The organism is Actinomyces qiguomingii (genome assembly GCF_004102025.1).
Taxonomy (GTDB): Bacteria; Actinomycetota; Actinomycetes; order Actinomycetales; family Actinomycetaceae; genus Actinomyces; species Actinomyces qiguomingii.
In genome coordinates, this window is the sequence record NZ_CP025228.1 from 3,740,234 (window position 1) to 3,760,488 (window position 20,255).

20 protein-coding genes and 1 pseudogene are annotated in these 20,255 nt (G+C 68.6%); 9 read left to right on the forward strand and 12 right to left on the reverse strand.

Annotated features, from left to right (window positions below; all coding sequences use genetic code 11):
* The first annotated feature begins 2 nt into the window (after positions 1-2).
* Positions 3-494, forward strand: a complete 492-nt coding sequence (locus CWT10_RS15680; RefSeq protein ID WP_103062541.1) for an NUDIX hydrolase — start codon at positions 3-5, stop codon at positions 492-494.
* Positions 495-751: 257 nt separating this feature from the next.
* Here CWT10_RS15680 and CWT10_RS17130 read toward each other — a convergent pair whose 3' ends face one another.
* The 3 genes from CWT10_RS17130 to CWT10_RS17710 form a co-directional block, all read right to left on the reverse strand.
* Positions 752-1,000 carry an NTP pyrophosphohydrolase gene (locus CWT10_RS17130; protein ID WP_244936753.1) on the reverse strand — a complete coding sequence of 83 codons (249 nt, stop codon included), beginning with the start codon at positions 998-1,000 and terminating at the stop codon, positions 752-754.
* A gap of 524 nt (positions 1,001-1,524) precedes the next feature.
* A complete protein-coding gene (locus CWT10_RS15690) occupies positions 1,525-2,184 on the reverse strand; it encodes a hypothetical protein (protein WP_128683592.1) in 660 nt (219 codons plus the stop codon).
* Between the two features lie 71 nt (positions 2,185-2,255).
* Positions 2,256-3,872 (reverse strand): Tox-REase-5 domain-containing protein, encoded by a 1,617-nt coding sequence (locus tag CWT10_RS17710; protein WP_128683594.1) that lies wholly within the window; start codon positions 3,870-3,872, stop codon positions 2,256-2,258.
* 236 nt (positions 3,873-4,108) lie between these two features.
* Between CWT10_RS17710 and CWT10_RS17560 the strand changes: the two genes are divergently transcribed.
* Genes CWT10_RS17560 through CWT10_RS17145 form a run of 3 tightly spaced genes read left to right on the forward strand, consistent with a single transcriptional unit; the run spans position 4,109 to position 5,546 of the window.
* Positions 4,109-4,456 (forward strand): hypothetical protein, encoded by a 348-nt coding sequence (locus tag CWT10_RS17560; RefSeq protein WP_128683201.1) that lies wholly within the window; start codon positions 4,109-4,111, stop codon positions 4,454-4,456.
* Positions 4,456-5,331 carry a DDE-type integrase/transposase/recombinase gene (locus CWT10_RS17140; protein WP_244936754.1) on the forward strand — a complete coding sequence of 292 codons (876 nt, stop codon included), beginning with the start codon at positions 4,456-4,458 and terminating at the stop codon, positions 5,329-5,331. Before CWT10_RS17560 ends, CWT10_RS17140 begins: the two co-directional genes overlap by 1 nt.
* Entirely contained in the window at positions 5,304-5,546 is a 243-nt protein-coding gene (locus CWT10_RS17145) for an integrase core domain-containing protein (RefSeq protein ID WP_425321000.1), read from the forward strand. The genes CWT10_RS17140 and CWT10_RS17145 overlap by 28 nt, the downstream gene beginning before the upstream one ends.
* A gap of 21 nt (positions 5,547-5,567) precedes the next feature.
* Here CWT10_RS17145 and CWT10_RS15715 read toward each other — a convergent pair whose 3' ends face one another.
* From CWT10_RS15715 to CWT10_RS18090, 3 genes and pseudogenes are all read right to left on the reverse strand, one after another.
* Positions 5,568-5,813 (reverse strand): hypothetical protein, encoded by a 246-nt coding sequence (locus CWT10_RS15715; RefSeq protein WP_128683596.1) that lies wholly within the window; start codon positions 5,811-5,813, stop codon positions 5,568-5,570.
* 139 nt (positions 5,814-5,952) lie between these two features.
* Positions 5,953-6,075, reverse strand: a complete 123-nt coding sequence (locus tag CWT10_RS17715) for a hypothetical protein (RefSeq protein WP_280525560.1) — start codon at positions 6,073-6,075, stop codon at positions 5,953-5,955.
* Positions 6,076-6,148: 73 nt separating this feature from the next.
* Positions 6,149-6,532 (reverse strand): annotated as a pseudogene (locus tag CWT10_RS18090) (YbaB/EbfC family nucleoid-associated protein); the annotation flags it as partial.
* 147 nt (positions 6,533-6,679) lie between these two features.
* Here CWT10_RS18090 and CWT10_RS15725 point away from each other — a divergent pair.
* From CWT10_RS15725 to CWT10_RS15745, 5 genes are all read left to right on the forward strand, one after another.
* Positions 6,680-7,051, forward strand: coding sequence for a FeoA family protein (locus tag CWT10_RS15725; protein ID WP_103061788.1), 372 nt, complete (start codon positions 6,680-6,682; stop codon positions 7,049-7,051).
* The gene (gene feoB / locus CWT10_RS15730; RefSeq protein ID WP_103061789.1) at positions 7,048-9,234 is read left to right on the forward strand and encodes a ferrous iron transporter B; all 2,187 of its coding nucleotides are present in this window, start codon (positions 7,048-7,050) and stop codon (positions 9,232-9,234) included. Before CWT10_RS15725 ends, feoB begins: the two co-directional genes overlap by 4 nt.
* 179 nt (positions 9,235-9,413) lie before the next feature.
* A complete protein-coding gene (locus CWT10_RS15735) occupies positions 9,414-9,629 on the forward strand; it encodes a hypothetical protein (protein ID WP_103061790.1) in 216 nt (71 codons plus the stop codon).
* Positions 9,630-9,714: 85 nt separating this feature from the next.
* A complete protein-coding gene (locus CWT10_RS18095) occupies positions 9,715-10,284 on the forward strand; it encodes a Fic family protein (protein WP_416171674.1) in 570 nt (189 codons plus the stop codon).
* On the forward strand, positions 10,175-10,675 hold the full coding sequence (locus tag CWT10_RS15745) for a NifU family protein (RefSeq protein ID WP_416171671.1): 501 nt from the start codon (positions 10,175-10,177) through the stop codon (positions 10,673-10,675). The genes CWT10_RS18095 and CWT10_RS15745 overlap by 110 nt, the downstream gene beginning before the upstream one ends.
* A gap of 19 nt (positions 10,676-10,694) precedes the next feature.
* Here CWT10_RS15745 and CWT10_RS15750 read toward each other — a convergent pair whose 3' ends face one another.
* The 6 genes from CWT10_RS15750 to CWT10_RS15780 form a co-directional block, all read right to left on the reverse strand.
* A complete protein-coding gene (locus tag CWT10_RS15750) occupies positions 10,695-13,046 on the reverse strand; it encodes a hypothetical protein (RefSeq protein ID WP_103061793.1) in 2,352 nt (783 codons plus the stop codon).
* Positions 13,043-13,729 carry an ATP-binding cassette domain-containing protein gene (locus tag CWT10_RS15755; RefSeq protein WP_158247578.1) on the reverse strand — a complete coding sequence of 229 codons (687 nt, stop codon included), beginning with the start codon at positions 13,727-13,729 and terminating at the stop codon, positions 13,043-13,045. Before CWT10_RS15755 ends, CWT10_RS15750 begins: the two co-directional genes overlap by 4 nt.
* Positions 13,730-15,181: 1,452 nt before the next feature.
* Positions 15,182-16,429, reverse strand: a complete 1,248-nt coding sequence (locus CWT10_RS15765) for a TIGR04053 family radical SAM/SPASM domain-containing protein (protein ID WP_103061796.1) — start codon at positions 16,427-16,429, stop codon at positions 15,182-15,184.
* Entirely contained in the window at positions 16,426-17,232 is an 807-nt protein-coding gene (hemQ, locus tag CWT10_RS15770; RefSeq protein ID WP_103061797.1) for a hydrogen peroxide-dependent heme synthase, read from the reverse strand. Before hemQ ends, CWT10_RS15765 begins: the two co-directional genes overlap by 4 nt.
* A gap of 19 nt (positions 17,233-17,251) precedes the next feature.
* Positions 17,252-18,802, reverse strand: coding sequence for a ferrochelatase (locus CWT10_RS15775; protein ID WP_103061798.1), 1,551 nt, complete (start codon positions 18,800-18,802; stop codon positions 17,252-17,254).
* On the reverse strand, positions 18,799-20,220 hold the full coding sequence (locus tag CWT10_RS15780) for a glutamyl-tRNA reductase (RefSeq protein ID WP_103061799.1): 1,422 nt from the start codon (positions 20,218-20,220) through the stop codon (positions 18,799-18,801). Before CWT10_RS15780 ends, CWT10_RS15775 begins: the two co-directional genes overlap by 4 nt.
* Positions 20,221-20,255: the final 35 nt, after the last annotated feature.

Below are 20,255 nucleotides of genomic sequence, written 5' to 3' on the forward strand. Positions count from 1 at the left end.
CTGTGGCCACGCCTGAGTTCATTATCGAGCTGCGCAAGAAGATCGGGCACGACCAGTTGTGGCTGCCCGGCGTCAGCGTCGTGGTAGTGGCGCCGGACGGTCGGCTGCTGCTGGGTCAGCGCTCAGACAACGGCGCGTGGGCGGTGGTCTCCGGGATACCCGAGCCTGGCGAGCAGCCGGCTGCCGCGGCAAGGCGCGAATGCCTGGAGGAGACCGGCGTCGACCCGCAGATTATCGGGGTGGCCGGGGTGAGCGCCGGGAAGCCGCACACCTTCCCCAACGGGGACCGTTGCGTGTTCATGGATATCACCTTCGCCGCCCGAGCGGATGCCGCGCAGGTCGAGCAGGCACATGTGGCCGACGATGAGTCGACGGCGGTGGGCTGGTTTGCTCCGGACGCGCTGCCGACCCCGCTGGTCGCCTCGACCCCGGGGCGCATCGACACCGCTCTGGCGTGGCTCGCGTTTCCCGAAGTCGGTCCAAGTTTCCGGTGACGGGCTCCGTGACGCGCTCCCGCTGACGGACGACGGCACGGTGCGGTCAGCCGACGCGGCGCCCAGGCGCGCTTCAGCTGGCGGACCACGGCGCGGCGTCGCTGTTACGAGCCTTTGTCCTCTACTGCGAGCTTTTGTCGCCTACTGCGAGCTTTTGCACCCTGGTGTATGGCAAATATCCGCACACCAGGGTGCAAAAGCTCGCAACAGACGGAGCCACGCCCTCCAGTCAGGTGCTCACGCACTCGTCAGTCGGGTCAGACGTCGATTGTGCGTAGGAGTTGGGGTTCTGGGAGTTGGCCGTTGATGATGTAGTCGCGGAACACGGGCACTGCCTGTTCGCCGGTGAAGATCTCCTCGGGGTGCAGGTCGATGGTGTAGGGCTCGGGCGAGCCGTTATCCCAGGACAGCGGCATCCACCGGTCGGGGTCCGCAACCGGTTCACGCTCCAACACGTAATGAACATACGAGCCATCCGGGTCGGGTACGCGGGCCTCGATCGTCATCGCCCGATTAGACCCAGCCGCCTGCATATACCGCATCCGCTCCGGATCATCATCAGCCAACTCATCAGGAAACCTCACCCCCTCGGGAAGAGGTTGAACCCCTAAAGAAAAATAGGCGCCTTCAGTGAGGTACGTGGGGTAGGTGAGCTGTCTTTGCATCTGGTCGGCGATCATCTCCGGAGTCTGACGAACCTTGAATCGCTCCCCTCGCCCGTGACGAGCATCCGCATTCCAAGTTACGAAGTAATTCACTATTCGCTTCCTTTCATGCTCTGAGGCGGTTGGTCAGTATTGTCTGGGTGCTTGAAGAACTTCAACATCGGTGTTTTCGATGATGCGTCCGTCCGGCAGCGTCACCCGGGCGGGGTTGTCCGGCGAGACCAGGTTGTCGAATGCTTCTTGTTGTCCTCCGTAGCGTGCGCTGCCGGGCTTGAGTCAGGCAAGACGGGATGGCCCGCCCCGGGGCGCGTGTCAGCGCCCGGGGCGGGCCTTGGAACCACAGTCGGTGGGGCTGGAGCGGGGGTTCAGGCGTTGGTGGGCCAGGTGTTCAGGATGGTGGGGTAGGTGTCGGGAGTGCCGTAGGTGAACACCGCACCGTTAGCGGTCGGGGAGGAGGCCGTGGCCAGGGCACCGGCCTGCGCCCAGTGGGGTGAGGTGGTGGGGAAGAACAGCTTCCACCCCTGCACATAGTCATACGGCTCAGGATGATCCTTGACAGGATGCCCCCGACGCCGAAGGGCGCCGATCTCCGGCTCCAGGATGTCCGCACCCAAGGCGACCAGACGATCGGCGAACGCGCCGTTGGTGGCTATGAGTTCAGCGAACTCACTACTATGGAAATCAAGCTCCACGTGACCCTTATCGGGCTGCCAGCCACCGATCGCAATGCTGATGGAGGCGCCGTCGGCGCGGTCCACATCCCCGGAGAACAAAGAGAACATCACGCCGGACAGGTCGGGCTCGATGTTGGCGTGCATGACGGCGAGGAACTCCTCCAGGGTGGTGATCTCGGGGTTCGCCGCGGCCTTCGCCTTGACGTGATTGGCTTGCCGCCAGGGATTCAGGGTGGGGTGCAGGCCCCGCAACTGCTGGATCAGCTCCCAGGACCGCCCGGCCTCCTCCTCCATATGCTCTTCCTGCCCCGGACGATGCATCCTGAACGCAAGCTCCCACTTCACGGTCATCAGTAGGTGTCCCTTCCCTCGTGTTCCTTGTCTCGGTTAATGGTATCAGAGGTGAATGCGCCCGGTGTGGGTTAGAAGTCCGGTGGGGTGTGCACCAACTCAATCCCAGCAGGGAATCGCCCTTTGCTTTGCAAGTCTTTGAGTAGGTCGAGCATTTCGGGTTCGGCCACATGCCAGCGTATAGGCGTATTGGCGCCAACCGCCCGCACTGCCCCTACCTGTCTCCGCGCAGACTTTACCAACTCGTTTATGACCTTGTTGCCGAATGGGGTTTGGGTGAGGTTGTAGTAGGAGCCTTTGGCGTCGTGGAGGATACCGTCGTAGAAGCCGTCGAACTCCACGCCGTCGACGTAGTAGGAGTCCTCAATAGTCACGCCGGTGACCTGCTCCTCATACGCCTGGGAACGATTAGACTTACTATGATTCTTACCCGGCCCCCACTCGCCCGGACCACCATCACTAGCACCACGGGTGGGCTTGCGCACACCCGGATAGTGATTCCCGTCCCGCGGCACATAAGGACAATCAGCCCCCTTACCTCCACGCGGACGCCCACCACTGCTGCCGGTGCCCGTCCCGCCGCCTTTAGGACGGGACGGGGTGCTGGAGGCCCGTGAGGCCCACGGGCTGCGGGGCGCGCGAGGTGTGGTGCCGGCGGTGGCCAGGGCGGGGCGGGGTCCGAGGCTTTTCAGGCCGTCGGACAGGTTGTCCATCAGCGTGTTGGCCCGTTTGAACAGCTTCCCCAGGCTGGAGGCGGACTTGACCACCGCGGTGACCTCACGACGCAGACGGGCCGCCCACTTGGACACATCCTTCATCAGTGACGGCGCCGCCCAGATCGCCGCCAGCCCCGCGGTCGCCACCGTGGCCGCCAACTTGATACTCAGCTTCGCCAGCACATCGGCGATCGCGTCACGCACCATGTCATGCACGACCTGCACGATCACCGACGCCACCGTCAACCCCTTGGAGACAGCCTCCGCCAACGACGCCACCAACGACAACCGCACCGCATTATCCAACTGAAACGACTTATACGCCCTCACCGCTTCGGAGGACTGCCCGCCCAGCCGCACCCTAATGGAGTCGGTCAGATCCGTGCTGCACGTGTCCAGCTTGGCGGCGATATTCGCCCACGTCCCCGCACCCGCAGCCACCTGCCCCGGATGACCGGTCAGCTCATACAACCAGGTCTTGAGCGGATCCAGATGCTCAATCGCCCACCCGATCACCGTGCCCAGCGCCTCACCAATCGGATCAGTAACCAACGCCACCGCATCCGCCGCCGTACCGAACCCCGCAAGCGCATCATCCACCCACGAATCCGTCTTCAACGCATCAACAACATCCTGACCATCCTCAACCAGACGCAACCCCGACAACCCCGTCGACGTCTCCTGCGCCTCCACCACCAACGAACCACCACCGGCGTAACCACCGCCCGAGAAAACGCCGGTACCGCCCCCGTACTCCCCGACAGGCAAACCACCACCAGTACCATCACCGGCGCCGAAGCTGCCACCCCGACCACCAAAACCACCACCGGTGCCGCCGAAGCCGCTGCTACTACCAGACCCGGCAGTAGCAGTAGCAGTGGCAGGACCGCCGGTGGCGTCGTCAGGCACGGCGGCCGCGGCGCGCCGACTCCGGGTGTAGTCATCACCCAGCATCTCGTCGTACTTGTTCACAGGGACACCCTCCAACTCAGGTCACTAACACAGGACGCGGTCGTCGTCCCCTTCACCAGCCGCCCAGGGCCCGAGCCCCGGCGGCCGACTCGGCGTCGGTCTCATCCAGCGCCTGCGCCACGGTGCGCAGATCCACACCCGCACCCTCTGATTTGCTTCAGCGTTCGTGTCCGGTTTTGGGCTGAGGATCAGACCGCATGGGTAGGGTCTTCGTGACACCTTGAGGAGGGTGCGCGATGAGCAGTGATGCTGACACGACGAGGGGTTCTGGGCGTCGGGCCAAGGTGTTCTTGTCGCCTTCGCAGAAGTATGAGATCTACGTAAGGCTGATGCGAGAGGAGGTCACGGTGGGGGCGGCTGCGACCGAGGCCGGAGTGGACCGCTCCACGATCGTGAGGCTGCGGCAGGTCGCCAGGCAAGGCGCCTTGGACGCGTTGTCGGCTTCGCGTCCGGGTTCGTCTGGCAAGTCGGCTCGTGATGTCGAGCTTGAGCAGGCCAGGGCCGAGATCGACCGCTTGACCCGTACGGTGACGGAGCAGGCGGTGAAGTTGGTGGTGCTGGAGAAAAAAGGGGGCTCGGTCTGATGCCCGGTGCCCCGGTCCCCGCCCGGGTGGATGCGCCCGTCAAACAGGGGCTTTTGGAGCTGGTGGACTACGCCACCGGTCAGGGCTGGACCGTGGCTAAGGCCTGTGAGGTCCTGGGACTGGCCGAGCGACGCTACCGGCGCTGGAAACGGCGCCAGAACGGGGTAGGACTGGCCGACGCCCGGCCTGGCGCCGCTGTCAATGCCCTGATGCCGTGCGAGATCGAGGCGATTGTGGACGCCTTCGAGACTTTCGGTGAGAAGGACTTCTCTCACCGTCGCCTGGCTCACCGAGGCTCCTACAACGGGTTGTTCTGGGCGTCGGCCTCCACCGTCCGCAGGGTCCTGAATGACCACGAGCTTCGGTTCAGGCATCCCGCCCGGCCAGCGCGCTCCAAGCGTCGTCCGTTCCCCGACTGGGCGACGTACAAGCCCAACTCGATCTGGATCTACGACTCCACTCACTTCACCGCCTGCGGCATGACTGTGCTGATCATCGAGGATCTGGTCTCACGCAAGTGGATCACCCATGTGGTCTCCAGCGAGGAGACCCACCACCAGGTCCGCCTCGCCTTCGAGCAGGCCCTGGACGCCGAAGGCCTGCTCGAGGCCGCCCTGGAACGAGCCCAGGCCCTGAAGCGCCAGCTGACGCTTGACGGAGACGATGAACTGACCCCGATCCTGTTGGCGGTGTCCGACAACGGCTCCCAGATGATTGCTGCCAACACCCGCAGGTTCATGGCCATGGTCGCCATCGCCCAGCACTTCGGACGGCCGGCGACACGCGGCCGACCAGGCCCGGGGTCGAGTCCCTCAACGGAACACTCAAGGCCGAGTGGCCTCACCTGCTGGCAATCACCGATCCCGCTGTCCTGAGGGCCGAACTCGACTCTGTGCGCACCGAGTACAACAGCCAGCGCTTGCACTCCGGAATCGGCTACGTCACACCCCTGGACGAGCACACCGGGCGCGGGCCGGCCATCCGCAAGGCCCGCCAGGAAGGCCTGAAACGGGCCGCTCAGCAGCGCCTTGCCTACAACCGCAAACAACGAGACAATCAAACCAACCAAGAAGACCACGATGATGTCTGATCCAACCGCCCCAAGCGGACATTAACGCTGAAACAGGTCACCCTCCACACTCTCACCCACAGCCACAACCACCGTATTCACAGCCGTAGACAACAACGCATACGCCGGCACGAACAACGGCGAGCACAACGTCCCAAACGCATCACCCGGCAACGCCTGCCCCGCAGCATCCACCGCCACACTCACGCCGTCGGCCACACCCAAAGCATCACCACCACCCGAACGCAGCACATCAGTATCAACACCAATACCAGACCCGACACTCACAACAACCAACTCCCCACCAACCAGAAAAAAAAGAAGACACTCACTCAGACACACCAGCCGACACCACGGCATCACCGCCTCCCCGACCCACCCGAAGCGTCCGGGCCGTCCCACCCCGGAGGCCGCACCGGCAAAGGCGTCACCATCCACGCCGGCCGCCCACCAGAAGACGCATCACCACCAGGCCGCCCACCAGAAGCGCTGCCAGCAGGCCGGGAACCCGCATTCCCACCCGCCCCGACACCAGTAATGGACTGCTCATACTCCTCCAACACCTGCCTACCCAGGACAGAATCCGCACCCAGCGTCTCATCAACCACCAACCGCACCTGCTCACCCGCCCGCCTACGCGCATCAGCCATCGCCATCATCACCGCATCCGACAAACCCCGCAACGACAGGCCCTCACTGGCAGGCAAGAACGTGATCCCCAACAACCGGCCCGCCACATCAACCTCCACACTCACCTCACGCCCCCGCGAGGAACCCTTAACCCGGATACCCTCAGCCCGCTCCCGCATCCGCACAGCCGCCCGCGCATCACGCTGCGACCGCTCCACATCCGCATGAATCCGCGCCAAACGCTCCTCAAGCGAAACCTCATCCCAACCCACACCCACGACAGTAACGACCCCATAACCCCCACACCACCCAAACCCTATGTGACACCCACCACAACACACCCTTCGGAGCCACCCACCAACACACCCCCCAGCCACATGATTTTCCGCAAGCGCTTACCACAGCCTATCTTTGACTGCGCGAGTTGGCGCCGGCGCCCACCCCGCATAGCGACCCGTCCGGTTAGCCCGGGCCTGCACCGACCGACCCGCACCGCGAGCGCCATCAGGAGCAAGGAGATCAACATGGCCGCATCCACCACGGCCAACAAAGCACCATCCGGGCCCACAGCCGCAACGGTGCCCCTGCCCGCCCTGCGGCGCGGCACGCGCGCCCGCATCACCGCCGTATCCGCCGATCGCGGCGAGGCCCTCGCCCGGCGCCTGGCCGACCTCGGCTTCGAGCCCGGCCGCGTGATCAAGGTGGGCCGCCGCGCCCCGCTGGGCGACCCGACGGTTTACCACGTGGCCGACTACGAGATCAGCCTGCGCCGCCGCGACGCAGAGCTAGTGTCCGTGGACGTTCTGGCACCCGCCTACGCAGCACCCGCCTGCGCAGCACCCGCCTCACCTGATCCGGCGCCACCGATGGCCGCTGCACCGGAGGCCACACAATGAGCACCACCGTCCAGACCGGCCCCGCCGCAGGCAAGACGGAGATTCCCATCGGAGCTCCCGCAGACCTGCCCGCCTGCCACGAGCCCTCCTGCCACGGAGGCTGCGCCAACCACGACGCCGCCTCCGGCCCCATCGACGCCAGCGCCGCCCGCATCGCCCTGGCGGGCGCCCCTAATGCCGGCAAGACCTCCATTTACAACACGCTCACCGGCCTGCGCGCCAAAACCGGCAACTATCCGGGCGTCACCGTCTCCCGTTCCCTGGGCACCTGCCACCTCTCCGACGCAGACACCGACACCGACGAACATGCCGCCGCGCTCACTCTGGAGGACCTGCCGGGCGCCTACTCGCTGGAGCCGATCAGCCCCGATGAGAGGGTCGTGTACGACGTCCTGACCGGCCACTGCGACGGCGTCGCCCCGCCCGACGCGCTGCTGGTGGTCGTGGACGCCACCACCCTGTCCCGCTCCCTGGGCTTCGTCGCTCAGGCCCTGGCCCTGGGCCTGCCCACCGCCCTGGCGGTCACCATGACCGACGAGCTGACCCGCCGCGGCGGCCGGGTCGACGTCGAGGCCCTGGGCGCGGCGCTCGGCGTGCCCGCGGTGCGGGTGATCGGCAACCGCGCCACCGGTATTCCGCAGCTGCGGCGCACACTCGCCTCCTGGCGCGACTGGTCACTCACGCCCATCGCGCCGCCTACCGGCGGCCCGGAGCGCACCTCCTGGGTGGAATCAATCCTGGCCGCCGCCGATTACACCGCCCCCGTGCCCGACTCGCGCACCGCCGCCGTCGACCGGGTGCTGCTGCACCCGCTGTGGGGCACGCTGGTGTTCTTCGCGCTCATGTTCACCTTCTTCCAGGCGATCTTCACCTGGGCCGCCCCCTTCCAGGAGGCCATTGAGGCCGGCTTCGGTGCCCTGGGCGACGCCGTCCACACCTGGCTGGACGGCCCCGCACCGCTGCTGGCGGGGCTGGCGGCCGACGGCGTGATCGGCGGCGTCGGCGGAGTGCTGGTGTTCCTGCCGCAGATCGCCATCATGTTTCTGCTGATCGCCCTGATGGAGGGCGTGGGCTACATGTCGCGCGCCGCCTTCCTCATGGACCGGGTGATGAGCCGGGCAGGACTGGAGGGGCGGGCCTTCGTGGCGCTGCTGTCCTCCCTGGCCTGCGCCATCCCCGGCATCATGGCCACCCGCACGCTGCCCAGCGCCAAGGACCGCCTGGCCACCATGCTGGCGGCGCCGCTGATGACCTGTTCGGCGCGCCTGCCCGTGTACATCATCATGATCTCCCTGCTGGTCGGCCCCGAGCAGCGCATCGGCCCCTTCGGGGCGGCGGGCACGATCATGTTCGGCCTGTACCTGGCCGGGGCGGTCGCGGCCATGCTGGCCGCCCGGGTGGTCAAGCGCCTGACCGACCGCGGCGGCGTGCTGCTGCCCTTCTACATGGAGATGCCGCCCTACCGGCTGCCGCGCGCCCGCACGGTGGCCCTGATGGTGTGGGACGCCTGCAAGGGCTTCCTGAAGAAGGCGGGCACCATCATCCTGGCGGCCACCATCCTGGTGTGGGTGGGGCTGAACGTGCCCGCCCGCTCGGAGGCGGAGTTCACCGCCCACTGCGATGCCAGCGCCGAGTGCGCGGTTCTCGCCGCCGCCGCGGCCGACCCCGCCTCCTCCACGGTGCTGGACGACGACGACGCGATCGTGACCGACCCCGAACAGCTGCAGGCGCTGCTGGACGCCCAGCGCACCAGCTACACCATGGACTCCTCGCTGGCAGCCTCCGTCGGCAAGGCAATCCAGCCGGTGTTCGAGCCGCTCGGCTTCGACTGGCGGATCAATGTGGCAGTCATGTCCTCCCTGGTGGCCCGGGAGACGGCGGTGGCCACGCTCGGCCAGATCGCCGCCGCCGGGGATCCGGAGGAGCCGGGCGCACAGCTGGCGGCCATGACCTACTCCGAGGACACGCTGGTGGCCCGCGCTGGCGAGCCTCTGTTCAACCCGGCGACGGTCGCGGCGCTGCTGGCATTCTTCGTCTTCGCCATGCAGTGCATGGCCACCGCCGGGGCGATACGCCGCGAGACCGGCACCTGGAAGTGGTCGGCGATCGCCTACGGCTACCTGTTCGTGCTGGCGTGGGTGGCCGGGGCCGCCGCCCACGCCGTCGTCGCCGCCCTCATTTAACCCGGACCCGGCGACCGGCCCCACACCCCGCCCCTCACCGAGATCGGTAGAAGTTACGTACTGAGATCGGTTCGGCGGACGCGGCCAGGCCGTGCATCCGCCGCACCGAAACTACCCGGACCCATCCTTTGCCCCTTGTACTCATGACGGTAGCCTGGACGCAGGAGAGGAGCCTCGAGATGGTTGTAAGGACCGTTCCGATTGTTGATGTTGAGCAGTCGCTCGCGTTGATCGAGAAGGGCCAGCAGCTCGCCGGTCACTTCCCGGATGCCGAAGACATGGGGCGCGCGCGCCGGATCCTGACGGGCGAGCTGTCGCCGGAGGCGGCGCGCGCAGAAGTTCGGGATGCGCTGGCGCGACTTAGCGCGAACGAGTGTGCTACCGGTCGTGGCTGAGGACGACCGTTACACGATCCCTGGTAGCGGAGGAGTACTCCGCAACAAGCTTGGGTTGATCACGCAGGCCGGTGTCGATCGGGCGATGAACATCAGCGCCTCGGCGGAGTGGGCGATTTTCCAGCTTGAGCCGATCCCTGATCGGCTCGACCTTGATTATCTTCGCTCGATTCATCGGCGTTTCATGAGCCCGGTGCTGGATTGGGCGGGCGAACTGCGGAAGGTAGGAGACGAGGTTGGGGCGGGCGGTACGCCGTTCCAGTACGCACCATCGGAGTTCTACAAGCCGTATCTTGATGCGTTGTTCGGTCGGCTTGCGGAAGAGGACTATCTGGTAGGTCTTCCAGAGAAGGAGTTTGCTGACAGGCTCGCGGATCGCTGGGGGACGCCGACATTCTGTCATCCGTTCCGCGACGGCAACACCCGCTCACAGAGTGCCTACTCGACCGACTCGCGACACGTGCGGGTCACCCTACACCAAGCCACCGAAAGGAGCCGACATGGGCGTTGTCCCCACGCATCCCGTGGCGACCCCGGACCCGGACGTGCTGCGTTGGGTAATCCCCGACGGGCTGCTGGGCTTCTCCGGGTCAGTGGCCCGCGCCCCGCACCTGCTGCAGGCCCTGCTCGACGACGGCACCCTGGCCGGCATTGAGGCGGTGCCCGGGGCGGTGCTCACGCTCCTCGGCGAGGGCCACAGTTGGCAGGCCGACGGCGCCGCAGTGCGCAGCGCCCTGGTGGACGCGCTCGGCGTACCCGGGTCATGGGAGCCGGCGGCTGGCGCCGTCGGGGTGGGGCCGGACGAGGCGTTGGAGGCGGCGGCCCGGGAGATCGCGGCCGGGCCGGTGGGGGCGATCGCCACGGCCCACGGCGGCTCCTTCAACGTGCGGACGGTGGCCGACGGCGTCGTCGAGGTGGCCCTGGAGGGCGCCTGCCGGGACTGCCCGGCGGCCGTGATCACCATGCATGCGCGCTTCGAGCACCTGCTGCGACGCCGCTGCCCGTGGCTGGCGGGCGTGCGCGAGGCGCCGAGGTCCGCAAGCTAGCGGGCTCACCCCGCCCCGGTTACTCGTCACCCTGGCTGCGGGGCGCGCGCGCCGCGGCCACCAGCAGGCCGACGGCCACCGCCGCCGACGCCGCGATGGGGATGGCCCACCACCAGCCGAAGGAGCCGGTGACCAGGGGATTGTTCATTATCAGCGCCGGTTGTGCCCCGAAGCGGCCGAGCAGAGCCGCCACGGCCGTGCACGCCACCACGCTCAGGCCCAGCGGCGCCACCAGGGCGCACTGGCCACGCCTGCCGACGCCATAGTCCCGCGCCTGCATACGCACCGGCCGCAGCCGCCCCAGGAAGGTGATCGCCGCCAGCCCCTGGCCGATCACCGCCACCAGGCTCGCCGCGACCGGCACGGCGAGGGCCTGTCGCGTCAGCTGACGCCGCTCCGGGGAGTCCGGCTCGATGACAAAGGCGTAGCCGGCCCGGGTGATGACGTCGCTGCGGAAGGCATCGCGCTGGTCCTCGGGCAGGGAGCCGAATTCCGGCAGGTAGATCGTGCGCACGTTCGATGGCTCGAGTCCCAGCGCCTCCACCTGCGGATCACCGGCGGCGAGCACCGCGTCGGGCAGCCACTGGATGTCCAGCAGGCTCGACGCAGACAGCCCCGTCACCTCGGCGGTCTCCTCCACCTGGCCCGTGACCGGAGTGAAGAAGACGCGCGTCGCCCTGTCTTCGGCACCCCCGCCTAGCAACTCGGCTGCCGCCGTACCGGCCAGCGCAGAGGCGGGCCCGTCCTCAGCAGCAAGCGCAATAGTCCCCAGGGTGGTGAAGCACATCATGTCGGTGCAGCCAGACTCTCCCGCCGGAGCCACCCGCGGCAGCCGCTCGTCCTCGCGCAACTCGGTGAATACCAGGGCCGACTCCATGGCCTGCGGGTACGCGGCGGTCAGCATGGCGACGTCCTGGATGGTCAGTCTCTCCACCGTCAGCGTCTGATCCTCTCGCCCATCGGTCCCGTTAGCGAAGTGGAGGCTCGCGCTATAGAAGGCGGCGAAGCCGGTGAACATCATGGTGGCCATGAGCACGGGCAGCACCACCGTGAGGCAGTGGCGCACGGCCGTGCCCGCAGTGGGCGTGCGCCGCAGCCACGGCAGGCTGAGCAGCAGCACCGGGGCCGCCAGCGCCCCCACGATCACACCCAGGATGTGACCGGTCAGCACGCGGTGGGGCTCGGCGACGCGCAGGTACACGAGCACCACCGCCGCGATCACGCCCACTGTGCCCAGCGCCACCCCGTAGGCGGGACGCAGGTGCCAGGCCGCGCCCCGGGTGTCGGCCGACCAGCGGCGCAGCCGGTCCGGCAGTGCCCCCACCACGACGGCGAGCAGCAGCCAGGCCAGGATCAGGCCCCCGCTCTGCCACAGTGCCGGGCGGTAGCCGTCCCAGTACTGCCCCAGCGCGGAACCGATCGTCGCATGGCCGAGGCCGAGGGCCACCTGGGCGGCGATGATCCCGAGAACGCTGCCAGTCAGGAGCGTCAGCGGCATGCCCGAGCCGGCCAGCACCGCTGCACGCCGTGGCGTCGCCCCCGCGGCCCGTAGCGCCTCGGCGACGCGCCCGGCATGGGTCCGATCCGCGGCCAGGGCGGCGCCGCAGGCGGCGCCGGCGCTAAGCAGCAGCAGCGCCAGCAGCACCGGAAACCCGGCCAGTTGCCGGGAACTGACCTCCTGCACGGAGGAGTTCACGGCATAGTCGACCCCAGCTACCGTTACCGCACCGCTACCACACTGCTTACCCACCCCGATCTGTTCGCACGGGTCGGCGTCACTGAGCCAAGAGAAGATCGCCGCACCGGCATCGCCCCCCATAACCTCACCGGATACCGCGACGGCCGTGAGCTCGTCCGGGGCGGCGGGATTGCGGGTGATGCCGGTAACCGAGAACTGCGCCACGCCCGCAGGCAAGTCCTCCGAGGTGAACTCCAATCTGTCCCCCACGCTCAGGCCCGTGCGCCGGGCTACCTCAGCGGAGATGGAGGCCTCGCCGTCGGCGCGCGGGTACTCGCCCTGTGCGAGCAGGCCGGTACGGGAGGGTCCGCTCAGCACGGACACCTGCGCATCGGAGGCACCCCGCGGCCCGCTGAGGGCCGCGCTGGCGCGCAGCACCGCCACCGCCTGGCCGTCATCCGCCAGCGCGCGCATATGCTCGGACAGCTCGTCGCTATCGCCGCTGACCTGGTAGCGGTAGCCGCCGAATTCGGCGCGCGCCCCGGCCTCCGCCGTGGCCAGGAACGTGGCCCTGCCGCTCAGCAGCAGAGCACCGAACAGCGCCAGCACGCCGGATAGCAGCAGCGCCGCGGTGAACAGTCCCGGGCGCGCACGTACCGAACCGGTGATCACCCTCAACTGCAGGCGGGTCACCGCTGGGCCCCTCCCGTCATGGCGTCCGCCGAGGGAGGCTCAGCCACGAGATCGTGGTCGTGGATGCGCAGCACCACGTCGGCGTATCCGGCCACCACCGGGTCGTGCGTGGCCACGAGCACCAGCAGGCCGTCGTCGTGGGCCAGGTCGGCGAAGCGCTGGGCGATCTCCCGGGTGGCCTGCTCGTCGACCGCGCCGGTCGGCTCGTCGGCGAGCAGCACCTGCGGAGCGGTGGCCAGTGCGCGGGCGATGGCCACTCGCTGCTGCTCGCCGCCCGAGAGGCTGCCCACTGCGGCGTTGGCCTGCCCGGCGAGCCCGAGCTTGTCCAGCAGCGCAGCGGCATCAGGGAAGGTACCGACGCCGCCACCCGCGGAGGCGAACTCCTGGGCCAGTTTCAGGTTCTCGACCGCGGTCAGATACGGGACCAGCCGGTAGTCCTGGTAGACCTGGGACACGCGCCGGGCACCGCCGGTGCCCGTGAGTTCGATCGTGCCGGTATCCGGTTCGAGCTCGCCGGTGATCAGGCGGAACAGGGTGGTCTTGCCCGAACCCGAAGGGCCCATCACCGCATGCAGCCGCCCGGCCGCGAGCCTGCAGGTGACGCCCCGGTAGATGACGCGCTCACCCGCACCGCCGTAGGCGAAGCCCATGCGATCGAGAATGACATTTTGACGCTCAGACATTGCGTAGCGGTTCGAATCACCGTGGCGCCAGATCAACACGCGCACTGCGAGGCCACACTGCGCTGTTGGGATTTGTCGTGAAGTAGAGGGTCCTGTACGTCCTGCCGGTCCTCGTAAACCACGATGAATGAAAATCCGGCCCATTAGCGAGATCAAGAGTCACCCGCGCCTTCGTGTCACTCCCCAAGTGAGAGCAGTAACCAGCGGCACGGGTTGCCCCAACGGTGGTTTCCAGCCAGGCAGCACAGTTCCCAGACAACGCATTTGCGCTTGGAGCAACTGCAGCAAACCCGCCTACAGTCAACAACCCTGCCAACGCGACTGAGAGCACACCTCGCAAAGCTGGACTTGACTTCACTATGGCAATCAACCTCTTTCAACTGACCCCATAAAGGTCAAGGACTAGTCAGTGAGACAAGCTGAGACAAGCTCCGTTGTCAACGGAGCTAAGATGAGTGTAACCCTCGCCACAGACAGTATTCAACATTTGCATACAACGATGACATAACGATCAGGGTCGGTCGCTCCTAACCAGCTTTTGCCAAGACCCCGCCCCCGCACGGCATCAGCAACACCGGTGCGCCGGGTGTATGCGCGGCTTGGCGGGTTGCCTGCCGAGACCGGCACTTGTTACGTACTGAGACCGGCACTTGTGACGTACCGGGGTGGCGGTGCCTTGGTGTCGGTTGCGGGTCGGGGTTTGACGGTTCGTGCGTTGTGGTGACGGTTCGTCACTTGTTGCGACGGTTCGTGCGTTGTGATCGACGATTCGTCACTTGTTGCGACGGTTCGTGCGTTGTGATCGACGATTCGTCACTTCTTGCGACGGTTCGTGCGTTGTGATCGACGATTCGTCACTTCTTGCGACGGTTCGGCACCTAGAGGCACGAACCGTCACCGGAAGTGCCGAAGCGTTGGTGCCAAGTGACGAACCGTCGCCGTTCATGACGAACCGTCGCGCGGGGCACACGAGCGAACGCCCCAGGTCCGCAGCCCCGCAACGGCGCACACGCGCCCCCGTCCTAGAGTAGATCCGGGTGGCGCGTGCGGGCCCGGGAAGGCCCCGCACGCGCCCGCAGATGGTACTGGCCGACAAGGCCCTGCTCCTCCAAAGCCAACCGGGACCGGCTGCGCAACCACCACATCAGGGCCACCATCCCCATCAAGGCAGACCTGGCCGAAAACCGCCGCCGACGCGGCAGCGCCCGGGGGCAGGCCGCCCGCCTTCGACCCGATCGCCTACCAGGACCACAACACCGTGGAACGCTGCTTCGGCCAACTCAAACAGCACCGTGCCCTGGCCACCAGATACGACAAACTCGCCGTCCGCTACCAAGCCACCACCCACATCACCAGCACCGACCACTGGCTCAAACGACTCACACAACACGCCCTAGCCGACTTCTGCCAAGCCCCTCACACCCCCGAACAGCATCAGCAGCAACGGTGTACTCAGCCGCCTGCACCCGGTCGCCCCGGACGCGCGGGCGCACGCAGCAGGGCCTTCACGTCCTCGGGGTAGGGGAAGGAGCCGGGCTGGTAGGCGCACAGGGGCTCCTCTGCGTGCAGGTCCCCGGTGGTGTTGAAGGCGCGGGCACGCGAGCCGCCGCACACGCGGTTGTACTCGCACTCCCCGCACTTGCCCTTGAGCCGGGAGGTGTCCCGCACCCCGGTGAAGACCTCACTGTGGCGGTAGATCTCCGTAAGCGAGGCCTCGCGCACGTTGCCGGCGCTCTTCTCCAGGAAGCCGGAGGGGGTGACGTCGCCGATGTGGGAGATGAACATGAAGCCGTTGCCGCTGGAGACGGTGATCGGGGGCCGACGCCGCCGCTCGCCGTGGTCCAGCCCCAGCTCCACCACCCGCTGGCGCAGGCTGCGGTACAGCGGCCCCAGGTGCATGGCGGCGATCATGTCCTCGCCCTCGATGCCCCGCTGCGCCAGGGCGTAACGCTGCAGGGAGACGCGCCGGAAGTGGTGCCCCTCGGTGGTCTTGGCGGGCACCGCCTCGCCCATGTCGTAGAAGATGTTGAGCACGTCCTCGATCTCGGCGGCGTCCAGGCTGCCCAGGTCCACCCCGCGGCCCGTGGGCACCAGCAGGAATCCGGACCAGGTCATCGCCCCGTGCTCGCGCACGAGCGCGGCGATGTCGGGCAGCTCGTGGACGTTGTGGCGGGCGACGACGGAGTTGATCTGCACCTTCATGCCCAGTTCGCGGGCCGCCTGCCAGCCGGCGATGGTCCTATCGAAGGTGCGCTCCACGCCGCGGAAGGCGTCGTGGGTGGCGGCGGTGGCGCCGTCGAGCGACAGGGAGATCACGCCCACACCCGCGTCCTGAATGCGGGCGAGGGAGTCCTTGTTCAGCTTGTCCGTGCCCGACGGCGACACCGCCATGTGCAGGCCCAGGCTCGTGCCGTAGGCGGCCAGTTCGGCCAGGTCGGGGCGCTCGAAGCAGTCCCCGCCGGTGATGATGAAGATGACCGCCGGCTTGCCGAAGGAGGCGGCCTCATCCATCAGCGCCTTGGCCTCCGCGGTGGTCAGCTCCCGGGGGTCGCGCAGGGGCCGGGAGACGGCCCGGCAGTGGCGGCAGGCCAGCTGGCAGGCGCGGGTGGACTCCCAGGTCACCAGCATGGGGCGCTGCGCCGGGTCGTGGCGCTGCACGCGCACCGGCCGGGCGGTGCGGGGCTGGGGGGCCATGGTCATGCGCGGGGCTGGCGCTCGGCCCACTCGTGGGGGCTGACGCGGCAGCCGGTGTAGAAGGGGGTGTCCACACGCACGTGCAGGCGGGCCTCCGTGTAGCGCTGGTGGTGGATGACGCCCTCCAGACGGTCCAGGGAGTCGGCCTCGAAGCCGAGCACCCACTCGTAGTCGCTCATGCCGAAGGCGGCGAGCGTGGAGCCCTTGACGTCGGGGTACTTGGAGAAGCCGTTGCGCCCGTGGGCGGCCATGATCCGCGAGCGTTCCTCGGGGGGCAGCAGGTACCAGTCGTAGCTGCGTACGAAGGGGTAGACCATGCACCAGTCGCGCGGCGCCACGCCGGCGAAGCAGGCGGGGATGTGCTTGCTGTTGAATTCGGCGGGCGTGTGCAGGCCCATGCAGGACCACACCGGCTCCAGGTAGCGGCCCAGGGCGCTGGCACGCAGGCGGTGGTTGGCGTCCTGCAGCTTCTCCGGGTCGTCGTCGAGCCACCAGACCATCAGGTCGGCGTCGGAACGGAAGCCGGACACGTCGTACCAGCCGCGCGTGGTCGCCTCGGAGACGTCAATGAAGTGGGTGGACTCCCCCACCAGCCGACGGCGCGTGTCCTCCAGCGGCGGCAGCGGCGCCGTCAGCCGGTAGACCGCGAACAGGGCGTAGTGGTTGTTGTCATTGACGGCGTCGAAGTCGACCTCGGCGGCGTCGCGCGGGTCGCGGTGGGGGCGGCGCTCCTCATCCTCGAAGCGGTGCAGGCGGGGGGCGCCCTGGCCGGAGTCGACGTCGGGGCGGGAGCTGTCGTGCTCGCTCATGGGTTCTCCTTGGTCACGGTTACTGGTGGGAGGTGGTCTGGTGGTGCCCGCCGGCATGCGGGCCGGGCGGGGTGGCGGGCCGACAGCAGGCGGGCGGGCAGACGGTGTGGAAGGGGCCGGTGCCGGTTATTGACTGCGGGCGCACGTCCTGGCCCCGGGCGACGGCGGCCCGCTCGGCGAGCACGTCAACCAGCGAGGCGACGAAGGCGGGGTGGGTGCCGGCCGTGGCCGCGCGCACGTAGGGCAGTCCCAGTGCTTGTGCGGTTTCGCGGGCCTCGGTGTCCAGGTCGAAGACGACCTCCATGTGGTCGGCGACGAAGCCGATGGGGGCGACGACGACGCCCGCCGGCACATCCACGGCCCGCCCATCGGTCAGGTTCCCGGCGGCCAGGGCCTGAAGGTGGTCGTTGACGTCCGGTTCCAGCCAGCGGGCCTGCGGCGGTCCGGAGCGGGAGCAGTAGACCAGGTCCGCCTGCGGGCGCCGCCCCAGGCGGGCGGCGACGGCGTCCAGCAGCACCTCGGCCAAGCGTTTGTGCTGGGTGACGTAGGAGATCTCGGTGGACAGGTCCGCCGCGACGCCGGGCTCCAGGGCGGAAGGGTGGGGGAGCCCCCCTCGGCTACCGTCCGCGCCGCTCGTTCCTCGCGGCGCTCCCGCCAGCCCCGCCACGCCTTCGGGGGCCTCCCCAGTCCCCCCGGACGCGCGGGCGGGGCCGGAGAGCTCTCCTCGGCTACCATCCGCGCCGCTCGTTCCTCGCGGCGCTCCCGCCAGCCCCGCCACGCCTTCGGAGACCTCTCCGGCCCCTCCAGTGGCGCTGCCCGATCCCGCCCCTCCCGAGGCGCGTTCCTCGGCGGTGGGCGTGGAAAGGCGCTCCATGGACTCGGGGATGGAATGGGTGACCAGCACCAGCCGGATGCCGTCGGCGCTCACGCCGTCGGCCACCAGTTGGTTAAAGGCGGCGACTACGGCGTCGGTGTTGGCGGCAAGCATGCCCGGGGTGTTGTAGAAGGGGCGGGTCTTGTCCACCACCAGCTCCACCGGGGCGCCCCCGGGCCCGCCCACGCGGGCGGCGGCGTCGGCCTCCCGGCCGCTCCCGGTGGCCCCGTCGGCGCCGGCGGCCAGCAGCGTCAGCGCACCGGCGACGTCCTCCCGGTACTGGCGGCAGCCGGAGTAGGAGGCGTAGGCGGCGGTGGTGATGGCCAGGACGCGGCGGGCACCGGCGTCGGCGAGTTCGCGCAGTGCCTCGGAGACGAAGGGATGCCAGTTGCGGTTGCCGATCGCCACCGGCACCCGGCTCCCGCGTGCGGCCAGCTCGGCGCGCAAAGCATCCAGGAGTTCGGCATTGCGGGCGTTGATCGGGGAGACACCGCCCCAACGCCCGTAATGGCCGGAGACCTCGCGCAGTCGGGAGTCGGGCACGCCCCGCCCGGCGGTGGCGTTGCGCATGAAGGGCAGCACGTCGTCGGGGCCCTCGGGGCCGCCGTAGGACAGCAGCAGGACGGCGTCGTAGGGGGCCAGTGGGTCGGCGGCGGGCGCCACGGGGGCGCCGGCGACGCCTGCCGGAGGGGTCATTGGGCTCCTCCCGGGGCCGGAGCGGACAGGACGAAGACATCCTCGACGCAGTCGCGCTCGAATCCACCGACAGCGGCGCGCAGGTCGGCGGCGATCTCCACGCCCAACAGCAGGTCCAGGGCGTCGAGATAGTCCTGGCCGCGCCCGGCCTCGGCGGCGGCACGGGCGGCGACCGTGGGGTGGTGCAGCATACGGGCGGCCAGGTGATGCAGGGCGCGGGCGGCGTCACCGGCGTCCACCCGGCCGTCACGCACGCGCAGGCGGGCGACCTCCTCCTCGACCAGTTCCGCGACATGCTCGCGCAGGCTGCAAACCACCGGATCCATGCGCCGCCCGGACAGCATCCGGTCAAACAGGGCGGTCTCCTCCTCCACGATGGCGCGCGCGGCCTGCACCTGGTGGGCCTGGGCCGCGGGCACGGCGCGCTGCACGCTGGGCAGGTCGATCAGGCGCACACCTGGCAGGGAGCCGACGGCCCGTTCCACGTCCCGAGTCAGCGCGAGGTCGAGCACCACCAGCGGGAGCCGACCAGAGGCGCCGGCGGCGCCAAGAGCCGCGCGAGCATCCGCGGCGGGAGCCACGAGTTCACGGGTCAGCACCGGAGCGCCCAGACCCCGGCAGGTGATCACCAGGTCGGCTCCGGCCAGCGCGGACGCCAGCTCGGTCTCCTCAACCGCCCTCAGTCCGCGGCCGACGGCGAAGGCGGTGGCGCGGTCGGAGCGGGAGTACACGGAGATATCGGTGATGCCGTGGCGGCGCAGGGCGGTGACGGTGGCGCCCGCGTACGCGCCCGTGCCGACGATCAGCACCCGCACGCCCTCAAGGGGCGGCAGGTGGCGGGCGGCCAAGTCGATGCCGACGGCAACCACGGAGCGGCCGTTACCGGCCAGACCGGTCTCATGGGCGACGCGACGGGAGGCGGTGGAGGCGTGCTCGACGACGCGGGCGAGGTCCCCCGACAGGGTGCCCTCCTCGGCGGCGACGCCCATGGCGCGGCGCAACTGCCCGGCAATCTCCCGTTCGCCCACAACCATCGATTCCAGTCCGGCCGCGGTGGCGAATAGTTCGCTGACGGCGCCGGTCCCGCTCCAGGCGGTCAGTTCCACGGGCTCCGGCCCGGAGTCGGCGCGCCCGGCGGGGTCACCAGGCGGGTCCGCGGCCGCTTCGCCGACGGGAGGGGTTCCCGCACGTCGGGCGAGGAAGCCGGTTACGTCACGTCGCAGGGCGCCGGCCGGCAGCGCCTGCGAAGCGTCGAGGAGCAGGGCCAGGCGATTACAGGTGCCCAGGACGACCACGCCACGCAGGGACGGGATGGCGGCCATGAGGTCCGGCCCCAGACGCGCCGCGGTGGCACCCAGGTGGGCGACCGCGTCGAGGCCCTGGGTGCGGTGGTCGGCGGAGAGCAGATGGATGGTCACAGCGGGTGGTAGTCAAGCATTGGTTGCTGGTCGGG